Source organism: Streptomyces enissocaesilis (assembly GCF_039533765.1).
GTDB classification, from domain to species: Bacteria; Actinomycetota; Actinomycetes; order Streptomycetales; family Streptomycetaceae; genus Streptomyces; species Streptomyces enissocaesilis.
The window spans coordinates 1-19,239 of the sequence record NZ_BAAAUD010000055.1; the positions used below are offsets into that span (position 1 = coordinate 1).

General features: G+C 70.5%; 15 protein-coding genes. 7 read left to right on the plus strand and 8 right to left on the minus strand.

The annotated features are described in order from the left end of the window. Window positions 1-188: 188 nt before the first annotated feature. Entirely contained in the window at window positions 189-3,023 is a 2,835-nt protein-coding gene (gene secA, locus ABD374_RS28580) for a preprotein translocase subunit SecA (RefSeq protein WP_344498964.1), read from the minus strand. A gap of 240 nt (window positions 3,024-3,263) precedes the next feature. On the opposite strand from secA, the gene ABD374_RS28585 reads away from it, so the two are divergent. After that, entirely contained in the window at window positions 3,264-3,836 is a 573-nt protein-coding gene (locus ABD374_RS28585; protein WP_344498966.1) for a GNAT family N-acetyltransferase, read from the plus strand. Window positions 3,837-3,887: 51 nt separating this feature from the next. Beyond that, window positions 3,888-5,060, plus strand: coding sequence for a winged helix-turn-helix domain-containing protein (locus tag ABD374_RS28590; protein WP_344498968.1), 1,173 nt, complete (start codon window positions 3,888-3,890; stop codon window positions 5,058-5,060). Here ABD374_RS28590 and ABD374_RS28595 read toward each other — a convergent pair. The 7 genes from ABD374_RS28595 to mtnA all read right to left on the minus strand — a co-directional run bounded on the left by ABD374_RS28595 (window position 5,053) and on the right by mtnA (window position 13,560). Further along, complete coding sequence (locus tag ABD374_RS28595; RefSeq protein WP_344498970.1) at window positions 5,053-5,808, minus strand: response regulator; 756 nt, start codon at window positions 5,806-5,808, stop codon at window positions 5,053-5,055. The two genes, ABD374_RS28590 and ABD374_RS28595, sit on opposite strands and share 8 nt — an antisense overlap. Before the next feature lie 221 nt (window positions 5,809-6,029). Next, entirely contained in the window at window positions 6,030-6,635 is a 606-nt protein-coding gene (gene hpf / locus ABD374_RS28600) for a ribosome hibernation-promoting factor, HPF/YfiA family (protein ID WP_425577381.1), read from the minus strand. Window positions 6,636-6,955: 320 nt separating this feature from the next. Continuing rightward, the gene (locus ABD374_RS28605) at window positions 6,956-7,684 is read right to left on the minus strand and encodes a ComF family protein (RefSeq protein WP_344498972.1); all 729 of its coding nucleotides are present in this window, start codon (window positions 7,682-7,684) and stop codon (window positions 6,956-6,958) included. A 143-nt stretch (window positions 7,685-7,827) separates the two neighbouring features. Beyond that, entirely contained in the window at window positions 7,828-9,714 is a 1,887-nt protein-coding gene (locus ABD374_RS28610) for an LpqB family beta-propeller domain-containing protein (protein WP_344498974.1), read from the minus strand. Continuing rightward, window positions 9,704-11,710, minus strand: coding sequence for an MtrAB system histidine kinase MtrB (gene mtrB, locus ABD374_RS28615; RefSeq protein WP_344498976.1), 2,007 nt, complete (start codon window positions 11,708-11,710; stop codon window positions 9,704-9,706). Before mtrB ends, ABD374_RS28610 begins: the two co-directional genes overlap by 11 nt. A gap of 1 nt (window position 11,711) precedes the next feature. Next, the gene (gene mtrA / locus ABD374_RS28620) at window positions 11,712-12,401 is read right to left on the minus strand and encodes a two-component system response regulator MtrA (protein WP_187281934.1); all 690 of its coding nucleotides are present in this window, start codon (window positions 12,399-12,401) and stop codon (window positions 11,712-11,714) included. 4 nt (window positions 12,402-12,405) lie between these two features. Then, on the minus strand, window positions 12,406-13,560 hold the full coding sequence (gene mtnA, locus ABD374_RS28625; protein WP_344498978.1) for an S-methyl-5-thioribose-1-phosphate isomerase: 1,155 nt from the start codon (window positions 13,558-13,560) through the stop codon (window positions 12,406-12,408). 138 nt (window positions 13,561-13,698) lie between these two features. Between mtnA and ABD374_RS28630 the strand changes: the two genes are divergently transcribed. From ABD374_RS28630 to ABD374_RS28650, 5 genes are read left to right on the plus strand one after another with little or no spacing between them, the layout of a single operon-like run. Beyond that, on the plus strand, window positions 13,699-14,925 hold the full coding sequence (locus ABD374_RS28630) for a DUF7847 domain-containing protein (RefSeq protein WP_344498980.1): 1,227 nt from the start codon (window positions 13,699-13,701) through the stop codon (window positions 14,923-14,925). 4 nt (window positions 14,926-14,929) lie between these two features. Then, the gene (locus ABD374_RS28635; protein ID WP_344498982.1) at window positions 14,930-15,619 is read left to right on the plus strand and encodes a DUF4129 domain-containing protein; all 690 of its coding nucleotides are present in this window, start codon (window positions 14,930-14,932) and stop codon (window positions 15,617-15,619) included. Then, window positions 15,616-16,806, plus strand: a complete 1,191-nt coding sequence (locus ABD374_RS28640; RefSeq protein WP_344498984.1) for a DUF4350 domain-containing protein — start codon at window positions 15,616-15,618, stop codon at window positions 16,804-16,806. The genes ABD374_RS28635 and ABD374_RS28640 overlap by 4 nt, the downstream gene beginning before the upstream one ends. Next, on the plus strand, window positions 16,803-17,777 hold the full coding sequence (locus ABD374_RS28645; protein WP_344498986.1) for an AAA family ATPase: 975 nt from the start codon (window positions 16,803-16,805) through the stop codon (window positions 17,775-17,777). Before ABD374_RS28640 ends, ABD374_RS28645 begins: the two co-directional genes overlap by 4 nt. A gap of 10 nt (window positions 17,778-17,787) precedes the next feature. Further along, on the plus strand, window positions 17,788-19,098 hold the full coding sequence (locus tag ABD374_RS28650; protein WP_344498988.1) for a DUF58 domain-containing protein: 1,311 nt from the start codon (window positions 17,788-17,790) through the stop codon (window positions 19,096-19,098). Window positions 19,099-19,239: the final 141 nt, after the last annotated feature.

Here is a 19,239-nt window from a genome sequence, read left to right on the forward strand (position 1 = left end):
GCCGGGACGCGGCCGGGACGCGGCCGGGACGCGGCCGGGACGCGGCCGGGACGCGGCCGGGACGCGGCCGGGACGCGGCCGGGACGCGGCCGGGACGCGGCCGGGGCCGGACACCGCATCGGTGTCCGGCCCCGGCCGTCATGCCGCACAAGGCCGTACGGGCTGTACGCCCGTCCGCCTGCCCGCGCCTACTTCTTGCGGCGGCGCCCGCCGCCCTTCTGCGCCTTGCGCCGCTCGGCACGCGTCATGCCGTCCGACTCGGACCGGGCGGGCTCGTCCTCGTTGTCGAAGTCGCCCTCGACGACACCGCCCTCACCGTCCACCGTGGGAGCGGAGAAGTGCAGCCGGTCGGGCCGCTGCGGGGCGTCGAGCCCCTTCGCCCGGATCTCCGGACGGCCGGCGCCGGCGGGCACCGCGTCCTCCTTGCCGAGCGACGGCTTCCGGGCCCCCGCCTGGTCGGGCACGGTCTGCACCGGGACCTCCTCGACCTGCTGCTCGACCTGGACCTCCAGGTTGAACAGGTAGCCGACGGACTCCTCCTTGATGCCGTCCATCATCGCGTTGAACATGTCGAAGCCCTCGCGCTGGTACTCGACCAGCGGGTCCTTCTGGGCCATCGCGCGCAGGCCGATGCCCTCCTGGAGATAGTCCATCTCGTAGAGGTGCTCGCGCCACTTGCGGTCCAGGACGGACAGCACCACGCGCCGCTCCAGCTCCCGCATGACCTCGGAACCGAGCTGCGCCTCACGCTCGGCGTACTGCTCGTAGATGTCGTCCTTGATGGACTCGGCGATGAACTCGGCGGTGATGCCCGCCCGGTCGCCCGCCGCGTCCTCCAGCTCCTCGACGGTGACCTTCACCGGGTAGAGCTGCTTGAACGCGCCCCACAGCCGGTCGAGGTCCCACTCCTCGGCGAAGCCCTCGACGGTCTCCGCCTGGATGTACGCGTCGATGGTGTCGTCCATGAAGTGGCGGATCTGGTCCTGCAGATCCTCGCCCTCGAGCACCCGGCGCCGCTCGCCGTAGATGACCTCGCGCTGCCGGTTGAGCACCTCGTCGTACTTCAGGACGTTCTTGCGGGCCTCGAAGTTCTGCTGCTCGACCTGTGACTGGGCGGACGCGATGGCCCGCGTCACCATCTTGTTCTCGATCGGCACGTCGTCCGGCACGTTGGCCATCGACATCACGCGCTCGACCATCGCGGCCTTGAACAGGCGCATCAGGTCGTCACCCAGGGACAGGTAGAACCGCGACTCGCCCGGGTCGCCCTGACGGCCGGAGCGGCCGCGCAGCTGGTTGTCGATACGGCGCGACTCGTGCCGCTCGGTGCCCAGCACGTAGAGGCCGCCGAGCGCCTTGACCTCTTCGAACTCGGCCTTGACGGCCAGCTCGGCCTTCTCCAGCGCGGTGGGCAGGGCCGCGGCCCACTCCTCGATGTGCTCCTCCGGGTCGAGGCCGCGCTGGCGCAGCTCCGCCTCGGCGAGGTCGTCCGGGTTGCCGCCGAGCTTGATGTCCGTACCGCGTCCCGCCATGTTCGTGGCGACGGTGACGGCACCCTTGCGGCCGGCCTGGGCGACGATCGACGCCTCACGGTCGTGCTGCTTGGCGTTGAGGACCTCGTGCTGGACGCCGCGCTTGGAGAGCTGCTGCGAGAGGTACTCCGACTTCTCCACGGAAGTGGTGCCGACCAGGATCGGCTGCCCCTTCTCGTGCTTCTCCACGATGTCGTCGACGACCGCGGCGAACTTCGCGACCTCGGTGCGGTAGATCAGGTCGGACTGGTCGGCACGGACCATCGGCCGGTTCGTCGGGATCGGCACGACGCCCAGCTTGTAGATCTGGTGGAACTCGGCGGCCTCGGTCATGGCCGTACCGGTCATGCCGGAGAGCTTGTCGTAGAGGCGGAAGAAGTTCTGCAGGGTGATCGTGGCGAGGGTCTGGTTCTCGTCCTTGATGTCCACCCCTTCCTTCGCCTCGATCGCCTGGTGCATGCCCTCGTTGTAGCGGCGGCCGGCGAGGATACGGCCGGTGTGCTCGTCGACGATCATGACTTCGCCGTCGATGACGACGTAGTCCTTGTCCTTCTTGAACAGTTCCTTGGCCTTGATGGCGTTGTTCAGGTACCCGACGAGCGGCGTGTTGACCGACTCGTACAGGTTGTCGATGCCCAGCCAGTCCTCGACCTTGGCGACACCGGACTCGTGGATGGCGACCGTGCGCTTCTTCTCGTCGACCTCGTAGTCGCCGGTCTCCTCGATGCCCTTGAGCGGGTTGCCCGGCTCGCCCTTCTTCAGGCGGACGACGAGCTTGGCGAAGTCGCCGTACCACTTGGTGGCCTGGTCGGCCGGGCCCGAGATGATCAGTGGCGTACGGGCCTCGTCGACCAGGATCGAGTCGACCTCGTCGACGATCGCGAAATTGTGACCGCGCTGGACGAGCTCTTCCTTCGACCACGCCATGTTGTCGCGCAGATAATCGAAGCCGAATTCATTGTTCGTGCCGTACGTGATGTCGCAGGCGTACATCTCACGGCGCTGCGCGGGCGACATGTTGGCGAGAATGCAGCCGACCTCGAGGCCGAGGAATTTGTGCACCCGGCCCATCATCTCGGAGTCGCGCTCGGCCAGGTAGTCGTTCACCGTGATCAGGTGGACGCCCTTGCCGGACAGCGCGTTCAGATACGCGGGGAGCGTGCCGACGAGGGTCTTGCCCTCACCGGTCTTCATCTCGGCGACATAACCGAGGTGCAGGGCGGCGCCACCCATCATCTGGACGTCGTAATGGCGCTGGCCGAGAACGCGCTTCGCCGCCTCGCGAACGGTCGCGAACGCCTCGGGGAGCAGGTCGTCCAGGCTCTCGCCGTCGGCGTACCGCTGCTTGTACTCATCGGTGAGCGCCCGCAACTCGGCGTCGGAGAGGTGGACGAAGTCCTCTTCGATGGAGTTGACCTGGTCCGCGATGCGGTGCAGTTTGCGCAGGATCTTGCCTTCGCCTGCACGCATGAGCTTGTTGAAGACGGACACTGAGGCTGGTCTCCTTGCCGGTCGGGCCTGTGCACTGGGTCGTATGTGGACTCTGGCGCGGGCACGGCAGGTGGTCCCCACCGCAACGGCCATCGTAAGCGAGGACCCCGCCACGCCGGGAGGTCCGCCCGCAGGAAGGCCCGCTGTCACCCGCAAAGAGAACGGACAGGGGGCCCGGAAGGTGCCGGGCCGTCCCGAAAAGGTCTGGCGCGCCCCGTCCGCCGCGCCGAGAATCGGCCGATGGAGCCCACCACTGTCACTACCGAGCGCCTGCTGCTGCGCCCTTTCGAGCCCGCCGACACCGAGGCCGTCTTCCATGCCTGCCAGGATCCCGGCATCCAGCGCTGGACGTCGATTCCCTCACCGTACGAACGGGAGCACGCGGAGGGCTTCACCGGCCGGATCGTGCCCGACGGCTGGCGCTACGGCACGGCGTACACCTTCGCGGTGCTCACCCGGGACGGCGGGGAACTGGTGGCGGCGCTGTCGTCGGTCACGCGGGGTGAGGGCACCGCGGAAGCCGGGTACTGGGTGGCGGAGCCTCACCGCGGCCGCGGCTACGCCACGGAGGCGGTGCGGGCCCTCGCCCACTGGGCCTTCACCACGGCCGACGTGGAACGCCTGGAGTGGCGCGCCGAGGTCGGCAACGACGCGTCGCGCGCGGTGGCCGAGAAGGCAGGTTTCGTCATCGAGGGCATCCAGCGCTCCGGCATCGCGAACAAGGGCGTACGCCGCGACGGCTGGGTCGGCGCGCTGCTCCCCTCCGACATCGGACTTCCCACGGGCCGTCCGTACCTGCCCGCCAGGACCTGATTTCCCCACGGTCCGGGCCCTGTTGTCAGTGGCGGCCCCTAAAGTGCGGCCATGACCAGTCTGCTGCCTCCCACAGCCTCCCTGTCCGCCGACGAAGCCCGCAGGATCGCCCTGCGCGCCCAGGGATTCCTGGGCGCGCCGGACCGGCGGGGCGGGGTCCGCGGCGTGCTGCGGCACCTGGGCGCGGTGCAGCTCGACACGATCTCCGTGCTGGCCCGCTCCCACGAACTGATCGCGTACGCCCGCCTCGGCGCCGTGGGCCGGGCGGCCGTGGAGGACGCCTACTGGACCGGCGGCCATGCCTTCGAGTACTGGTCGCACGCCGCCTGCATCCTGCCCATCGAGGAATGGCCGCACTTCGCCTTCCGCCGCCGCGCCTACCGCGACCGCCCGCAGTGGCACCACGACCTGCCGGACGGCGCGTACGACGCGGTGATCAAGCAGCTGCACGCCGAAGGCCCGCTCACCGCGACCGAGTTGGGCGGCGCGAAGAACGGCGGGGAGTGGTGGGACTGGTCGGCGTCGAAGGTGGCCGTCGAGCGTGCGCTGATGTACGGCGAGGTGGTGTGCACCGAGCGGCGCGGCTGGAAGCGGGTCTACGACCTCGCCGAGCGCGCCGTCCCGGGCGCCGTCCGCCACGACGACCTCGATGACACCGAGTGCCTTCGCCGCCTCGTGCGGCTGGCCGGGCAGTCGCTCGGCGTCGGTACGCGCGCCGACATCGCGGACTACCACCGCCTCAAGGGCGAGCAGGTCGAGGCCGTGATCGCCGAGTCGGGGCTGGTTCCGGTCGAGGTCGAGGGCTGGGCCAAGCCCGCCTGGGCGGACCCCGAGGCCCTGGCGAGCGCCCCGCTCGGCCGCCACCGCACGACCCTGCTGTCGCCCTTCGACTCGCTCGTCTGGGACCGCCCCCGCACCGAACGGATCTTCGGCTTCACGCACCGCCTGGAGGCGTACGTCCCCAAGCCGAAACGGATTCACGGGTACTTCGCGATGCCCCTGCTCGCGGGCGGCCGGCTGCTGGGCAGGGTCGACCCGGCGCGCGAGGGCAGGACCCTGGTGGCGCGCCAGGTCTCCCTGGAGAGCCGGAAGGCGGCGGCGCCCATGGCCCGGGCCCTGGTCGAGGCGGCGGAGTGGGTCGGCTGCACGGACGTACGGCTGGAGCGCGTCGGCACACCGGACCTGCGCGCCGCGCTGACCGCCGAACTGGCCCGCCTCATCTGATCTCGAGGATCTTCTCCCGCATCGCGTAGACGACCGCCTCCATCCTGGAGTGCAGCTGCAGCTTCTCCAGGATGTTCCGGACATGGTTCTTCACGGTGTTCTCGGAGATGAACAACTCCTTGGCGATGTCGCGGTTGTTCATGCCGGTCGCGACCAGCTTGAGAACCTCGAGCTCCCGGTCGGTCAGCCGCGGCGCCGGGACGAGCCGTCGCTCGTCGGTGCGCTGGATCATCGACTTGAACTCTGTGAGGAGTTTGGACGCCATCGACGGGCTGATCTGGGACTGGCCGTCGGCCACCGCACGGATCGCGGTGGCCACCTCGTCCGTGGAGATCTCCTTGAGGAGATACCCCGTCGCACCCGCCTTGATCGCGTCGTAGAGGTCCGCCTCCTCGTCGCTGATCGTCAGCATGATGATCTTCGCGCTGGGAGCCACTTCCTTGATCGAGGTACAGGCCTCGATGCCACCGCGCTTGGGCATCCGTACGTCCATCAACACGATGTCGGGCAACAGGTCGGCGGCCTTGTCCACGGCCTCCGCCCCGTCACCGGCCTCGCCGACGACCTGGATGTCCTCCTCCTGCGCCAGGACGATCTCCAGCCCCCGGCGGAACAGGGCGTGGTCGTCCACGACCAGCACCCTGATGGGTTCCTTGCGCGATCCCCCGGCGTCCGTATCGAGACCGTCGGATCCGTCGGCATCCTCCATGCCGGACCCGCCGTGCACCGGACCGAAGCTGTCCGCCATCGTTCCTCCCCCTGAAGGCCGTGGCCCGAAATTCATGAGCTGCCCCAACCACAGTGTGCAGAGCACCGATTGGCTTGCGACGTCATGATTTCATGCCCGGACGACGCAGCGGTGGTCCTTCGGCCGCACAGTGGTGCCCCCGGGGGCGCACAGGCGTTCCAGGGGCACCACCACAGATGGGTACGGCACGCTGCCCGCGCTGGTTCAGCGTGCCCGGTGGATCACCCGCCGAGCGCACCGCCGGCGCCGCCCACTTCGGCTTCGGCNACGAAGAGGTAGAAGTCGTGCCCGACCAGCTCCATCTCGTAGAGCGCCTGGTCGAGCGTCATCGGTGCCGCGACGTGGGTCTTCTCGCGGACCACCAGCGGCCCTTCGCCCTGCACTTCGAGCGGGCCGATCCTGGTGGTGGGGATGGCGGGCGCCGCCTCCTCGGTGACGAGCGTCCCGTTGCCGTTGAGGGCTGCGGCGTCCGGCACCACCGTGCCGACCTCGGCGGCCGACAGCCTGCCGTTGCCACGGCGCGTGTGGCGCTTGTCGTGCTGCTTGCGCAGCCGTGCCTCCAGCTTCCCCGTGGCGAGGTCCAGCGCCGCGTACGGGTCAGCGGCCGATGCCTCGGCCCGGATCACCGGACCACGCGAGTGAAGCGTGATCTCCACCCGGTCGGAACGGTCGGCCTGCCGCGGGTTGGGCTCCTTGGACACCTCGACGTCCAGGCTGATCACCTTGCCGTCGAGCTTCTGGATCTTGTCCAGCTTCAGCTTCTCGGCCACGTGCTTGCGGAACCTCTCGGGCACCTCGGTCTTGCGGCCCTTGACGACGATGTCCACGCAGAACTCCGTTCCCGGATAGCCCCGCTTCAGTGGCGGGGCGTCTCCCTTTCGCACCAGGTTCCGGATGCTCACCGGAACCTCGGACTTGGTGACTTTCACCTCCTCCTCCCCAGTCGACAAGGTCTCCATCCCCATCGACTTCGGGCTGAAGAGAAAACCCGAAGCGCAGCCGTCCACATAAACCAGTGAGGTGCAGGCTCTGCTTTCCTCACCACCGAACATAGCTCGCTCGGACGTATGTCGGCACCCGCTACCGGTGCGTACCTCCGATCAAGTGCTTTTCTTCCGTCACCACCTGCAACGATCCGACTTCCCCCTCAGTTCCGGTTCATTCCGAAGGAGAGGGCCGGCGCCGCGACCACAGCCGCGTTCAGCTGGCCGGATGCGGAAATCAGCCGTTCTCGGGCGGCACTCAGTGCACGGGCGGCCTCCGCGAGCGAAGCCCCCGTTGTCATGAGATCGTCCACCAGTACGACCCGGCCGCCCCCCAGCAGCCGGCTGCCCCCGGCGGCCACTTCCAGGGCCCCCGCCAGGTTCGCGCCGCGCTCCCGGGCGCTCAGGCCCGTCTGGTCGTACACCGCACGCCGCTGCCTGAGTACCGCGAGCACCCGGGCCGGCACCCCGGCGCGCCGCAGCTCACCCGCGGCCGCCAGCGCGATCCGGCGTGCCGGATCGTGCCCGCGCGCCCTGACCGCCCCGGGCGCGGACGGCACGGGTACGAGCAGCAGCGGCTCCGCCGCCCCGGCCGGTGAACCGGCCGCCGCACCCCGTACCGCGCCCGCCAGTGCGACGCCCAGCGGCCCGGCCAGCCCCAGCGCGCCCCGCTCCTTGTGCCCGAGCAGCACGGCCCGTACCGCGTCCTCGTAGGGAGCGGCGGCATGGACCGCCGGCAGTCCCGGCGGCTCGGGACGCGGGCGCACCCGGCGCGCACCCGCGCCGTACAGCGCCTGCCCGCACTCCGCGCACAGCAGCGTCCGCGGCCTGCCGCAGCCGCCGCAGGCGACCGGCAGCACCAGGCCGGAGATCTCCCGCCACCACCCGTGCATGGCACCCACACTGCCGGTCCGCGCCCGCGGCAGCCACCCCTGTGGAAAACCTGGAAGCCCCGGAAACCCCGGAAGGGCCGGAGGCCAGGAACCCGCGTCCGCTTCCGCACCCGCGCCCGGTGCGGAAACGGGCCCGGCTCCGGCTAACCCGGGTAGACCGGGGACGATCCCTTGCTCACCACGGTCTTCCAGTTGGCGCCGGGCGGCAACCGCACAATGCCGTCCTCCAGCGAGTGCGCCAGCAGCGGCAGCCGGTCGTCGTCCGCCGAGGCGACCGCCGTCACCCGGTTCGCACCCGGCACCGACTGGGCGTCCGACGTCGAACCGTCCGTCTGCAGATACCGCAGTTGCTGCACCCCGCCGGACTCGCGGCCGACCACCACCAGACGGCTGCGGCCGGCCCAGGAAACGGCCGTCACCTCCTCCATCTGCGGGGCGATGGGCCGCAGGTCGGCGACGGACACTTCCGGCTCGTCAGCGGGCCCGTGCCGCTCGACCCGGCCGAGCTTCAAGGTCGTCCGGCCGTCCTGGGAGACCAGCAGCGCGATCCGTACGCCGTCCGCCGACACCTTCAGAGCTTCGACACGAGCCCCGTCGAGGCCGTCGACGACCTTGACCTCCTCCGGCTCGCCCTCGCCGCCCGGCAGCCGCAGAAGCCGCGGCTGGCGGGGGTCCCGGTCGGCCACCCACAGGTCGCCCCGCCCGTCCCAGCTCGGTGCCGAGAGGCGGTCCGTCTTCTCCCTGGCGCTGCTGGTCAGCACCGGCTCCCGCGGCTCGCCGTCCGAGACGACGGACGCCACATACAGCGAACGCGCGTCCTGCGAGACCCCCGCCGCACGCCGTTCGTCGCGCGCCACCGCGACCGCGCCGAGCTGCCGCTCGCCGTTGCCGAAGGGGCCCGGTACGGGATCGGCCTCATCGTCGGCGTCGGTGTTCTCGGTGTTCGCCACCATCCGTACGAGACGGTGCTTGGTGTCGAGGAAGTACTGGTAGTCGGGGCTCCCCGAAGCACGCTCGGGAGCGAAGTCCTGCGCCTGGTCACCGCCGAGCACGCACAGCGTCGAGCCGTCCGACCGCTGCAGCTCCACCTGACCGGCCCGGTACGACGTCAGGTCCCGCACGGTGAAAAGCAGTTGGGCCGCCATCTCCCTGCACCGCTTCTGGCCGACGTTGGACGCCTTCCCGTTGAGCGGCACCTTGAGAGCGTTGCGGTCGTCGAACACCAGCGACTTGGTGCCCTCCTTCAGCTTCAGCGCAGTACCCGTGGGAAAGCTGGAGTTCACCACCGGCTTCAGCCAGTTGGTCGGGCCGCTCAGCAGCGCCTCGACCGTCTGCGTCACCGGGTCCATCTGGGTCTGCGGGTCCATGCGCTTGCGCACATAGACCGGGTCCGCGACCAGCCACGGGTGGGCGGCCCCGGTCCGCTCGGACGACGTACCCGAGGCGAAGTAGTACTTGTTGACGGAGCTGTAGATGCGCTCGAAGTCCGACTCGCCGAGCACCAGGCCCTGCGGCAGACCGTCGATGCGCCACTCCTGGCCGTCCGGGCCGCCCTGCCTGCTGAGATGGATCGTCTCCCGGTACTCGCGATTGACCGGCCGGTACGCGCGCTGCCCGTTCACCTCGGCGATCTCCGTGCCGGTCAGCGCGTACGTGTAGACCCCGCCCTCGCGGTCACTGGCCCGCTGGTCCTGGGGCACCGGTCCGCTGGCCAGCACCGTGACCCGGCTCGGGTCCCACTTCTCGGACGCCTTCTTCGTCAGGTACTTGCGGGCCGTGGCGAACTGCGGGTCGTCGCCCGTCATCGCCTCCAGGAACCCCTCGACGATCTCGTTGGGCTGCGCCCCGTCCCTCGGGGCCATCCCGTACACCCGCACCTGCGAGTCACCGCGCGGGGAGGCATTCACGGCCTCCACGTCACCGCTGTCCGGCATGGACGCACAGCCGGCCAGCAGCAGCCCGCCGCACCCCAGCAGCACCGTCGTACGGGGCACCCGCCGCCGGCCGCCGCGTCCTCGCTCAGTGCCCACGGGTGATGTCCTTCCGCTCCGCCTGCGATGAACTGTCGCCGTCGCCCGCCGGGCGTGCCACCACCCGGGCCCCACTGCCCGGCAGCGCCGTCGGGTCCGCCGTGGGCGCCGCACGCGACGCCGCCGGAAGCGGCGACCGCTCGGCACCCGGCTGAGCGGGCACGGTCGAGAGCCGGTGCGCGCCGCTGTCCGGCCTGCCCGGCCCGTTCCCCGCGATCCGGCTGTCCGCCTCCGCGCGCTCGCGCCCACGCCGCGAATCCTCGGGCTCCAGCGGAATCGGCGAACCGCGCAGCGACTCGTCCGCCGTACGCGGCAGGGTCAGCCGGAACTGCGATCCGCCGCCCGGCTCTCCCCACGCCTGCAGCCAGCCGCCGTGCAGCCGCGCGTCCTCGACGGCGATGGACAGCCCGAGGCCGGTCCCGCCGGTGGTGCGCGCCCGCGCCGGATCGGCCCGCCAGAACCGGTTGAAGACCCGCGTCGCCTCCCCCGGCTTGAGCCCGACGCCGTAGTCGCGGACCGCCACGGCGACCGCCCCGCCCGCGGCGCCCAGCCGGACCACGACGTCCCGGCCCTCGCCGTGTTCGACGGCGTTGACCACGAGATTGCGCAGTACGCGCTCCACCCGCCGGGCATCGGCCTCGGCGATGACGGGCTGTTCGTCACCGGTCACCCGTACCCGGGTGCCCTTGCGCTCGGCCAGCGGCTCGGCGCCCTCGATGACCCGGCGTACGACCTCACGCAGGTCTATCGGCTCGGCCTCCAGAGCCGCCGCGCCCGCGTCGAACCGGCTGATCTCCAGCAGGTCGGCGAGCAGCGACTCGAACCGGTCCAGCTGCCCGGCGAGCAGCTCCGCGGAGCGCGCCGTCACCGGGTCAAAATCAGCCCGCGCCTCGTGAATGACATCGGCGGCCATCCGTACGGTCGTCAGCGGCGTGCGCAGCTCGTGCGAGACGTCCGAGACGAAGCGCCGCTGCAACCGGGACAGCTCCTCCAGCTGCTGGATCTTGACCTGCAAGTTCTGCGCCATCTTGTTGAAGGCCTCGCCGAGCCGGGCGATGTCGTCCTCGCCCGTGACCTTCATACGCTCCTGGAGCCGGCCGGCGGACAGCCGCTCGGCGACCCCCGCGGCCATGCGCACGGGCGTGACGACCTGCCGCACGACCAGCCACGCGATGCCGCCGAACAGGACGACGACGAACACTCCCGCGGTGGCGAGCGTGGTCTTCACCAGGCTCAGCGACTCCTCCTCCTGCGTCAGCGGGAAGAGGTAGTAGAGCTGGTAGGGCTGGCCGCTGTTGTCGTTCAGCTGCTTGCCGATCACCAGGCCCGGCTCGGGATCCTGCGCGTCCGTGTACGTGATCCGGACAAAGGCCTTGTACGCCTTGCCAGTCCCTTCGTCGATCGCGTCCCGCAGCTTCTGCGGCACGCTCGCACTCTGGTTCACGCCGCCCGAGGCGCGGGGCCCCCGGTTGATGGAACTCTCGTCGTCCGAGTCGGCGCTCAGCGCCACCACGTGGAAGGCCTGCCGGCCGCCACTGGCCAACTGCTCGACCAGCTCGGTCCGCCAGTTGGTGGAGTTGCGGGCGGCGGCCCGGATCTCCGAGCTGTCGCCGGCCCCCGCACCCGTTCCCGCGACGGTACGGGCCTTCTCCTCCGCCACATCGAATCCGCCGGCCGCCTGGCTCTGGGCGGCCTCCTGCTTCGCGTCGAGCAGGCCGTTGCGCACCTGCCACATCACGACGAAACCGAGCAGCAGCACCACACCGAGCGACATCAGCAGCGAACCGACGACCACGCGCAGCTGGATGTTCCGCCGCCACAGCCGCAGGGAGGGCAGCAACGGCCGGCGCACCCAGCGCGCGAAGAGCCGCAGCGCGGGTCCGCTCTGCAGAAAACGGCCCCCCCTGGACCTGGACATCCCCCGCCGGGGACCGGCAGCCCGCCCCGTACGGACTCCCGGCTCCCCGGGCATCGGAGCAGCGCTGCCTCGGATCATGTCAGCTCGGTCCGGCCTTGTAGCCGACCCCGCGGACGGTCACGACGATCTCCGGCCGCTCGGGGTCCTTCTCGACCTTCGAGCGCAGCCGCTGAACATGGACATTGACCAGCCGGGTGTCCGCGGCATGGCGATATCCCCACACCTGCTCCAGCAGCACCTCGCGGGTGAACACCTGCCACGGCTTGCGGGCGAGCGCGACCAGCAGGTCGAACTCGAGCGGGGTCAGGGCGATGGACTGCCCCTCCCGCTTCACGGAATGACCGGCCACGTCAATGACCAGGTCCCCGATCGCCAGCTGTTCCGGCGCCGGCTCCTCCGACCTCCTCAGTCGCGCCCTGATACGGGCGACGAGCTCCTTGGGCTTGAACGGCTTGACGATGTAGTCGTCAGCACCGGACTCCAGCCCAACGACCACATCCACGGTGTCGCTCTTGGCGGTGAGCATCACGATCGGCACCCCGGACTCGGCCCGGATCAGCCGGCAGACTTCGATGCCGTCCCGTCCGGGCAGCATGAGATCCAGCAGCACCAGGTCGGGTTTGGCCTCCCTGAATGCGGCAAGTGCCTTGTCGCCATCCGCTACGAACGACGGTTCAAATCCTTCACCACGCAGCACAATGCCGAGCATCTCGGCCAGTGCGGTGTCGTCGTCGACGACAAGGACGCGTCCCTTCATAAACGACATCATCCCATTAGCTAATCGTTACCTGGCGTGACCTGGCACACAGCTCCGCCAGTCCGGCCCCCGTGACCGGGGAAATCGCACCCTGCTCCGTGACGATCGCGGTCACCAGCTCCGGCGGCGTTACGTCGAAGGCCGGGTTGTACGCCTGTGTTCCCAACGGCGCCACGGGCATTCCGGCCCCCGTCCCGGCATCGGAACCGGCCACCGGAATCGGCGGCACGGTGAACTCTGTCACCTCCTGCCCCGACCGCTGCTCCACCTCGATGGACGCACCGTCCCGGGTGCCGAGATCGACGGTCGTCACAGGTGCGACGACAATGAACGGTACGTGGTGGTACTTGGCCAGCACCGCGAGCGGATAGCTCCCCACCTTGTTCGCCACCGAACCGTCGGCGGCGATCCGGTCCGCCCCGATCAGTACGGCGTCCACCTCACCGGCTGCGAACAGCGATCCCGCCGCGCTGTCCGTGAGCAGCGTGTACGCCATCCCGTTGCGGGCCGCCTCGTACGTCGTGAGCCTGGCTCCCTGCAGCAGCGGGCGGGTCTCGTCGACCCACAGCCGTCGCAGCCTGCCCGCCCGGTGCGCCGCCAGCGCCACCGCGAACGCCGTGCCCTCACCGCCCGAGACCAGCGCCCCGGTGTTGCAGTGGGTCAGGATCCGGTGCCCGCCTCCTGGCAGCAGCTCGTCCAGCAGAGCCAGCCCGTGCTCCGCCATCCGCACGCTGGCCTCGGCGTCGGCCCGGTGCAGTTCCCGCGCCGCGGCCAGCGCGGACGCCGCCGCCTCCTCGGTGCCCGCCCCCCTCCCGACGGCCGCCCGGTATGCCTCCGCCGCGAGCCGCACCCCGTACCCGAGGTTCACCGCCGTGGGCCGCGCCCGCTGCAGCAGCGCCACGGCCTCGTCCACGTCGTACCCCCGCACGGCGGCCAGGGCCACGCCGTAGGCACCGGCGAGGCCCAGCAGTGGCGCCCCGCGGACGGCGAGCGTCTGGATGGCCTGCACCAGGGCAGGCACATCCGTACAGACCAGCTCGACCTCCTCGACGGGCAGCCGCGTCTGGTCGAGCAGCACCAGCACGGGCCCCTCGGGCGGCTCCTCCCAGCGCAGCGAAGGGAGTGCGGGCGGCTTGGCGCCCGCTGGGAATTGCGCGTCCTGATCAGCCATCTGCCCAGTCTGCCGGTGAGGCACCGACAATTGAAGGTGCAAAGGAGATACGGGGCCCGGCCCGCCGGCCGGTCCCCATGACACGATGGCTGTCAACCTGCCGCCGCGACCGCGGACGGGCACCGTGAAGGAGCGACAATGAACGACTCTCCGGGCTGGGCCTCGCCCGGATCTGCCCCCTCCGACGACCAGCAGCCAGGCGTTCCCCGGCCCGCCGAGCCGGCCGATCAGAGCGACGCCGCGTCGAAGTGGTCCAAGGCGCAGCCGCCGGCCGGCCAGTGGTCCGCGCCCGGTGCCCCCGGCGGGCCTCCGAGCCCTCCGCAGCAGCCCGCGTCGAACTGGGATGGCAGGCCCCAGGGAGGCGGCTGGGGAGGCCCGCCCCCCGCCGCCAAGCCGGGAGTGATCCCACTGCGCCCGCTCGGGGTCGGCGAGATCCTCGACGGAGCGGTGTCGACCCTGCGCGCCCACTGGCGCACCGTCCTCGGCATCACGGTCACCGTCGCCGTGATCACGCAGATCTGCGACGTCCTGATCCAGCGCTACCTGCTCCCCGAGCCGGCCCAGGTCGACCCGGACGCCACGCCGTCCGAGGCCCTGAGCCAGTCCCTCGACGCGATGCAAGCCACCTTGGTCGGCGCGTTCCCCTCGTTCGTGATCACCCTCATCGCCACGCTCTTCACCACGGCACTGCTCACCATGGTGGTCAGCCGCTCCGTACTCGGCCGCCCCGTAACGCTCTCCGACGCCTGGCGCGAGGCCAAGCCCCGGCTGCCACAGCTGCTCGGGCTGACCCTGCTGCTCACCGCCATGGCCGTCGGAATCATGGCGGTCGGCATCGTGCCAGGAGTCCTGCTGGGGTCCGAAGCGGGCATCGTGCTGTCGTTGCTGGGCGGTCTCGCGGCTTTCGTCGTCACTCTGTGGCTGATGATCCGCTTCAGCCTCGCCTCCCCGGCGCTGATGCTGGAGCGGCAGAGCATCATGAAGTCCCTGTCGCGATCCGCCAAGCTGGTCAGTGGCGCCTGGTGGCGCATCTTCGGCATCCTCCTGCTCACAGGTCTGCTGACCTTCATCGTGTCGATGATCATCGCCGTACCGTTCGGTCTCATCGCCTACGCAGCGGACGACGGTCTGGGCGGACTGCTCACCGGGCAGGCGCCCGAGTTCGGCTGGCCCTTCCTGATCATCACCGGCATCGGCGCAGTGATCGCCGCCTCGATCACCTACCCGATCTCCGCCGGCGTGAGTGTCCTGCTCTACGTGGACCAGCGCATCCGGCGTGAGGCTCTCGACCTCGAACTCGCCCGCGCCGCAGGCGTCCCCGGCTACGGCCCCCAGCAGCCCACCGACACCACGCCCGGGGGCTGATGCGGTGTCCACGGCGGGGGGCAGGGCAGCGGGTCGTCTCCGGGCTCGCGCAAGCGACGACGTACCGGTGGACACTCCACGCGTCCCGGCCCGCGAGGCCGCGGAGCGTGAACTGTCCAGGCCGATGTACCACGAGAACGACCCGAACCTCCTCGAGCGCGCCATCGACCGTTTCTGGGAATGGGTCAACGACCTGTTCACCGCCGCTTCCGGAGCCACGCCCGGGGGCACGGTCGGGCTCGTGGTCGTCGTCGTGGTCGTCGTGTTCCTCGGCGTCGTCCTGTGGCTGCGCCTCGGTACCCCGCAGCGCACACCTTCCTCCGGAGGCACGCTGTTCGACGAAGGCCCGCGCAGCGCGGTGGAGCACCGCACCGCCGCAGAGGCACACGCCGCCGCGCACCGCTGGAACCAGGCCGTCCAGGAGCGCATGCGAGCCGTCGTGCGCTCCCTGGAGGAGCGGGCCCTCCTCGACCCGCGCCCCGGCCGTACCGCGGACGAGGCAGCGGCGGAAGCCGGACGTTCCCTCCCCGGCCACGCCGGCCGGCTGCGCGCCGCCGCCCGCGAGTTCGACGACGTCACATACGGCGGCCGCACCGTCGACGAGCAGGCGTACCAGCGCCTGAGCGAACTCGACTCCGACCTCCGGCGCACGAAGCCACTGCTCGACGCCACGGTCCAGGGGGCTGCCGAATGACCGGAGCTCCCCCACTCTCCACATCGACCGCCCTCACCACCCGCCAGCTCTGGACGCGCACCCGCGGTCTCCTCCTGGGGGCGGTCGTCGTCCTCGTCGCCGGGATCGCCATCGCCGCCGCACGCTCCGGTGACCAGCACGGCAGTCTCGACCCCCGCTCCGCGGACCCCAAAGGCAGCCGCGCCGTCGCCGAACTCCTTGCAGCCCGCGGTGTCACCACCCGCGTGGTCACCACCCTCGACAAAGCCACGAGCGCGGCAGCACCCGAGACCACTCTCCTGGTGACGACCCCCGATCTCCTGACACCCCACCAGCAGAGACAACTCCACACCGCGGTAAAGGACTCCGGCGCCCGCACCGTCCTCCTCACCCCGGGCAGCCCCTCCGTCTCCACCCTCGCACCGGGCGTAGGCACCGCGGCCCGCACCGCGGTGTCGGCACGCTCCCCCCAGTGCTCGCTGCCCGCCGCGCTCCGCGCCGGCGACGCCGACACCGGCGGAATCCGCTACACCTACACCACCGAGGCCCCCGGCAGCGACGCCTGCTACCTCAGCGACGGCCTCCCCACTGTTCTCCGCGTCCCTGCCCCAGCAGACGGCGACACCGTCCTGCTGGGCGCGCCGGACATCCTCTACAACGACCGTCTCGACAAGCAGGGCAACGCCTCGCTCGCCCTTCAACTCCTCGGTTCCCGGCCTCATCTCGTCTGGTACCTCCCCTCGCTCGGCGACGCCTCGGCCACCGACGGCGGCAGGAGCAGCTTCTACGACCTGATCCCTCCGGGCTGGCTCTGGGGAACACTCCAACTCGCTCTCGCCGCCGTGCTCGCCGCCGTCTGGCGGGCCCGCCGACTCGGCCCTCTCGTCACCGAACAGCTCCCCGTAGCCGTCCGGGCCTCCGAAACCACCGAGGGCCGCGCCCGTCTCTACCGCAGAACCAACGCCCGCGACCGCGCGGCCTCGGCCCTGCGCTCGGCCACCCGCACCCGGCTGGCCCCTCTCCTCGGCGTGCCCCTGTCCCGGGCCCACGCCTCCGATGTCCTGGTCCCAGCCGTCTCCGCCCACCTGCCGACGACCGGCCGGGACCTCCCTGCCCTCCTCTTCGGCACCGCACCCCCCGACGACGCCGGCCTCATCCGCCTGGCAGACGAACTCGACGCCCTCGAAAGAGAGGTACGCGCTTCATGAGCGCCCAGCCCGCAGAGAACCCGGACAGCGCCCGAGCCTCGCTCGAAGCCCTGCGCACCGAGATCGCAAAGGCCGTGGTCGGCCAGGATCCCGCTGTCACCGGACTCGTCGTAGCCCTCCTCTGCCGAGGCCATGTCCTGCTCGAAGGAGTCCCCGGAGTAGCCAAGACGCTGCTCGTCCGCGCGCTCGCGGCCTCCCTCGAACTGGACACGAAACGCATCCAGTTCACCCCCGACCTCATGCCCAGCGACGTCACGGGCTCCCTGGTCTACGACGCCCGCACCGCCGAGTTCTCCTTCCAGCCCGGCCCTGTCTTCACCAACCTCCTGCTCGCGGACGAGATCAACCGCACCCCTCCCAAGACCCAGGCGTCTCTCCTGGAGGCAATGGAGGAGCGGCAAGTCACGGTCGACGGCACACCCCGCCCCCTGCCCGACCCCTTCCTGGTAGCCGCGACCCAGAACCCCGTGGAATACGAGGGCACTTACCCCCTCCCCGAGGCCCAGCTGGACCGCTTTCTCCTCAAACTCACGGTTCCGCTCCCGTCCCGCGAGGACGAGATCGGCGTCCTCACCCGCCACGCAGAGGGCTTCAACCCCCGTGACCTGCAAGCCGCGGGCCTACGTCCGGCCGCCGGCCCCGCCGACCTGGAGGCGGCCCGCGCCGCCGTGGCCAAGACCTCTGTCTCCACGGAGATCACCGGCTATGTCGTGGATATCTGTCGAGCCACCCGCGAATCCCCCTCGCTCACTCTCGGCGTCTCCCCGCGAGGCGCCACCGCCCTGCTCTCCACCGCTCGGGCCTGGGCCTGGCTCACCGGCCGGGACTACGTCATCCCCGATGATGTGAAAGCCCTGGCTCTCCCGACCTTGCGTCACCGCATTCAGCTCCGGCCCGAGGCCGAGATGGAAGGAGTCACCGCAGACTCCGTCATCACCGCGATCCTTGCCCACGTCCCCGTTCCCCGCTGAGGCGATGACTGTGGCCCTCACCGGACGAACCGCACTCCTCGCGGCCCTCGGCTCGATCCCCATCGGCGTCCTCGCGCCGAACTGGTCCGGGGTCCTCGCCGTGAACGCTCCCCTCACGCTCGCAATTCTGTGCGACTACGCCCTGGCCGCGCCAGTACGAAAGCTTCGTTTCACCCGAAGTGGTGATACGTCAGTTCGACTGAGTGACAGCGCTCAGATCCACCTGACCGTCACCAACCCCTCGGGCCGCCCCCTGCGCGGCCAGCTCCGCGATGCCTGGCCGCCCAGCAGCTGGCCCACAGGCACCGAGCAGGCGGCGTCACGTCACAAACTGGCGGTCCCTGCCGGCGAGCACCGTCGCCTCACCACCACTCTCCGGCCCACCCGCCGCGGCGACCGCCAAGCAGAACGGATCACCGTCCGCTCGTTCGGCCCCCTTGGCCTAGCAGCCCGCCAAGGCACCCACCGAGTCCCTTGGACGGTCCGCGTTCTACCCCCCTTCGCCAGCCGGAAGCACCTTCCCTCCAAGCTGGCCCGCCTCCGCGAACTCGATGGCCGCACCAGCGTCCTGACACGCGGAGAAGGGACTGAATTCGACAGCCTTCGCGACTACGTGCCCGGTGACGACACCCGCTCGATCGACTGGCGCGCCACCGCCCGGCAGAACGCCGTCGCCGTGCGCACGTGGCGCCCGGAACGCGACCGCCACATCCTTCTCGTTCTCGACACCGGCCGCACATCGGCCGGCCGTGTCGGCGACGTACCACGCCTGGACGCTTCGATGGACGCAGCTCTTCTCCTCGCCGCTCTCGCCTCGCGAGCGGGAGACCGGGTGGACCTGCTGGCTTACGACCGCCGCATTCGCGCCCAGGTCCAGGGCCGCACCGCAGGGGACGTCCTGCCTGCGCTCGTCAGTGCCCTGGCTCCTCTGGAGTCCACGCTGGTGGAAACCGACGCCCGAGGCCTCAGCGCAATGGCGCTGGCCAACGCCCCCCGACGCTCCCTGATCGTGCTGCTCACCAGCTTGGACGCCGCACCGGTCGAGGAGGGCTTCCTCCCTGTACTCCCGCAGCTCACCCAGCGCCACACCGTTCTGGTGGCCTCAGTGGCAGACCCTCGCATCGAGCAGATGACGACTGGTCGTGGCACAGCGGACGCGATCTACGAAGCCGCCGCCGGCACACAGGCTCAGCAGCAACGCCGCCGCACAGCAGAAAAGCTCATCCGCCACAATGTCACCGTCGTTGACGCCTCCCCCGACGACCTGGCCCCGGCCCTCGCCGATGCCTACCTCGCACTGAAGGCAACAGGCCGCCTGTAAAAGCACCCACAAAGAAAAGCCTCGCCGACGGCCGGCAGGTCCCGGAACGCAGGAAAGCCCCGCACCATGAATGGTGCGGGGCTTTCCCACAATGATTGTTCGGCGGTGTCCTACTCTCCCACAGGGTCCCCCCTGCAGTAC

Bases quoted from the DNA above. Each gene is read 5' to 3' on its own strand.
- ABD374_RS28585 (WP_344498966.1), top strand. From the start codon at position 3,264: ATGGAGCCCACCACTGTCACTACCGAGCGCCTGCTGCTGCGCCCTTTC.
- ABD374_RS28590 (WP_344498968.1), top strand. From the start codon at position 3,888: ATGACCAGTCTGCTGCCTCCCACAGCCTCCCTGTCCGCCGACGAAGCC.
- ABD374_RS28595 (WP_344498970.1), bottom strand. From the start codon at position 5,808: ATGGCGGACAGCTTCGGTCCGGTGCACGGCGGGTCCGGCATGGAGGAT.
- ABD374_RS28605 (WP_344498972.1), bottom strand. From the start codon at position 7,684: ATGCACGGGTGGTGGCGGGAGATCTCCGGCCTGGTGCTGCCGGTCGCC.
- mtrB (WP_344498976.1), bottom strand. From the start codon at position 11,710: ATGATCCGAGGCAGCGCTGCTCCGATGCCCGGGGAGCCGGGAGTCCGT.
- mtrA (WP_187281934.1), bottom strand. From the start codon at position 12,401: ATGATGTCGTTTATGAAGGGACGCGTCCTTGTCGTCGACGACGACACC.
- mtnA (WP_344498978.1), bottom strand. From the start codon at position 13,560: ATGGCTGATCAGGACGCGCAATTCCCAGCGGGCGCCAAGCCGCCCGCA.
- ABD374_RS28630 (WP_344498980.1), top strand. From the start codon at position 13,699: ATGAACGACTCTCCGGGCTGGGCCTCGCCCGGATCTGCCCCCTCCGAC.
- ABD374_RS28640 (WP_344498984.1), top strand. From the start codon at position 15,616: ATGACCGGAGCTCCCCCACTCTCCACATCGACCGCCCTCACCACCCGC.
- ABD374_RS28645 (WP_344498986.1), top strand. From the start codon at position 16,803: ATGAGCGCCCAGCCCGCAGAGAACCCGGACAGCGCCCGAGCCTCGCTC.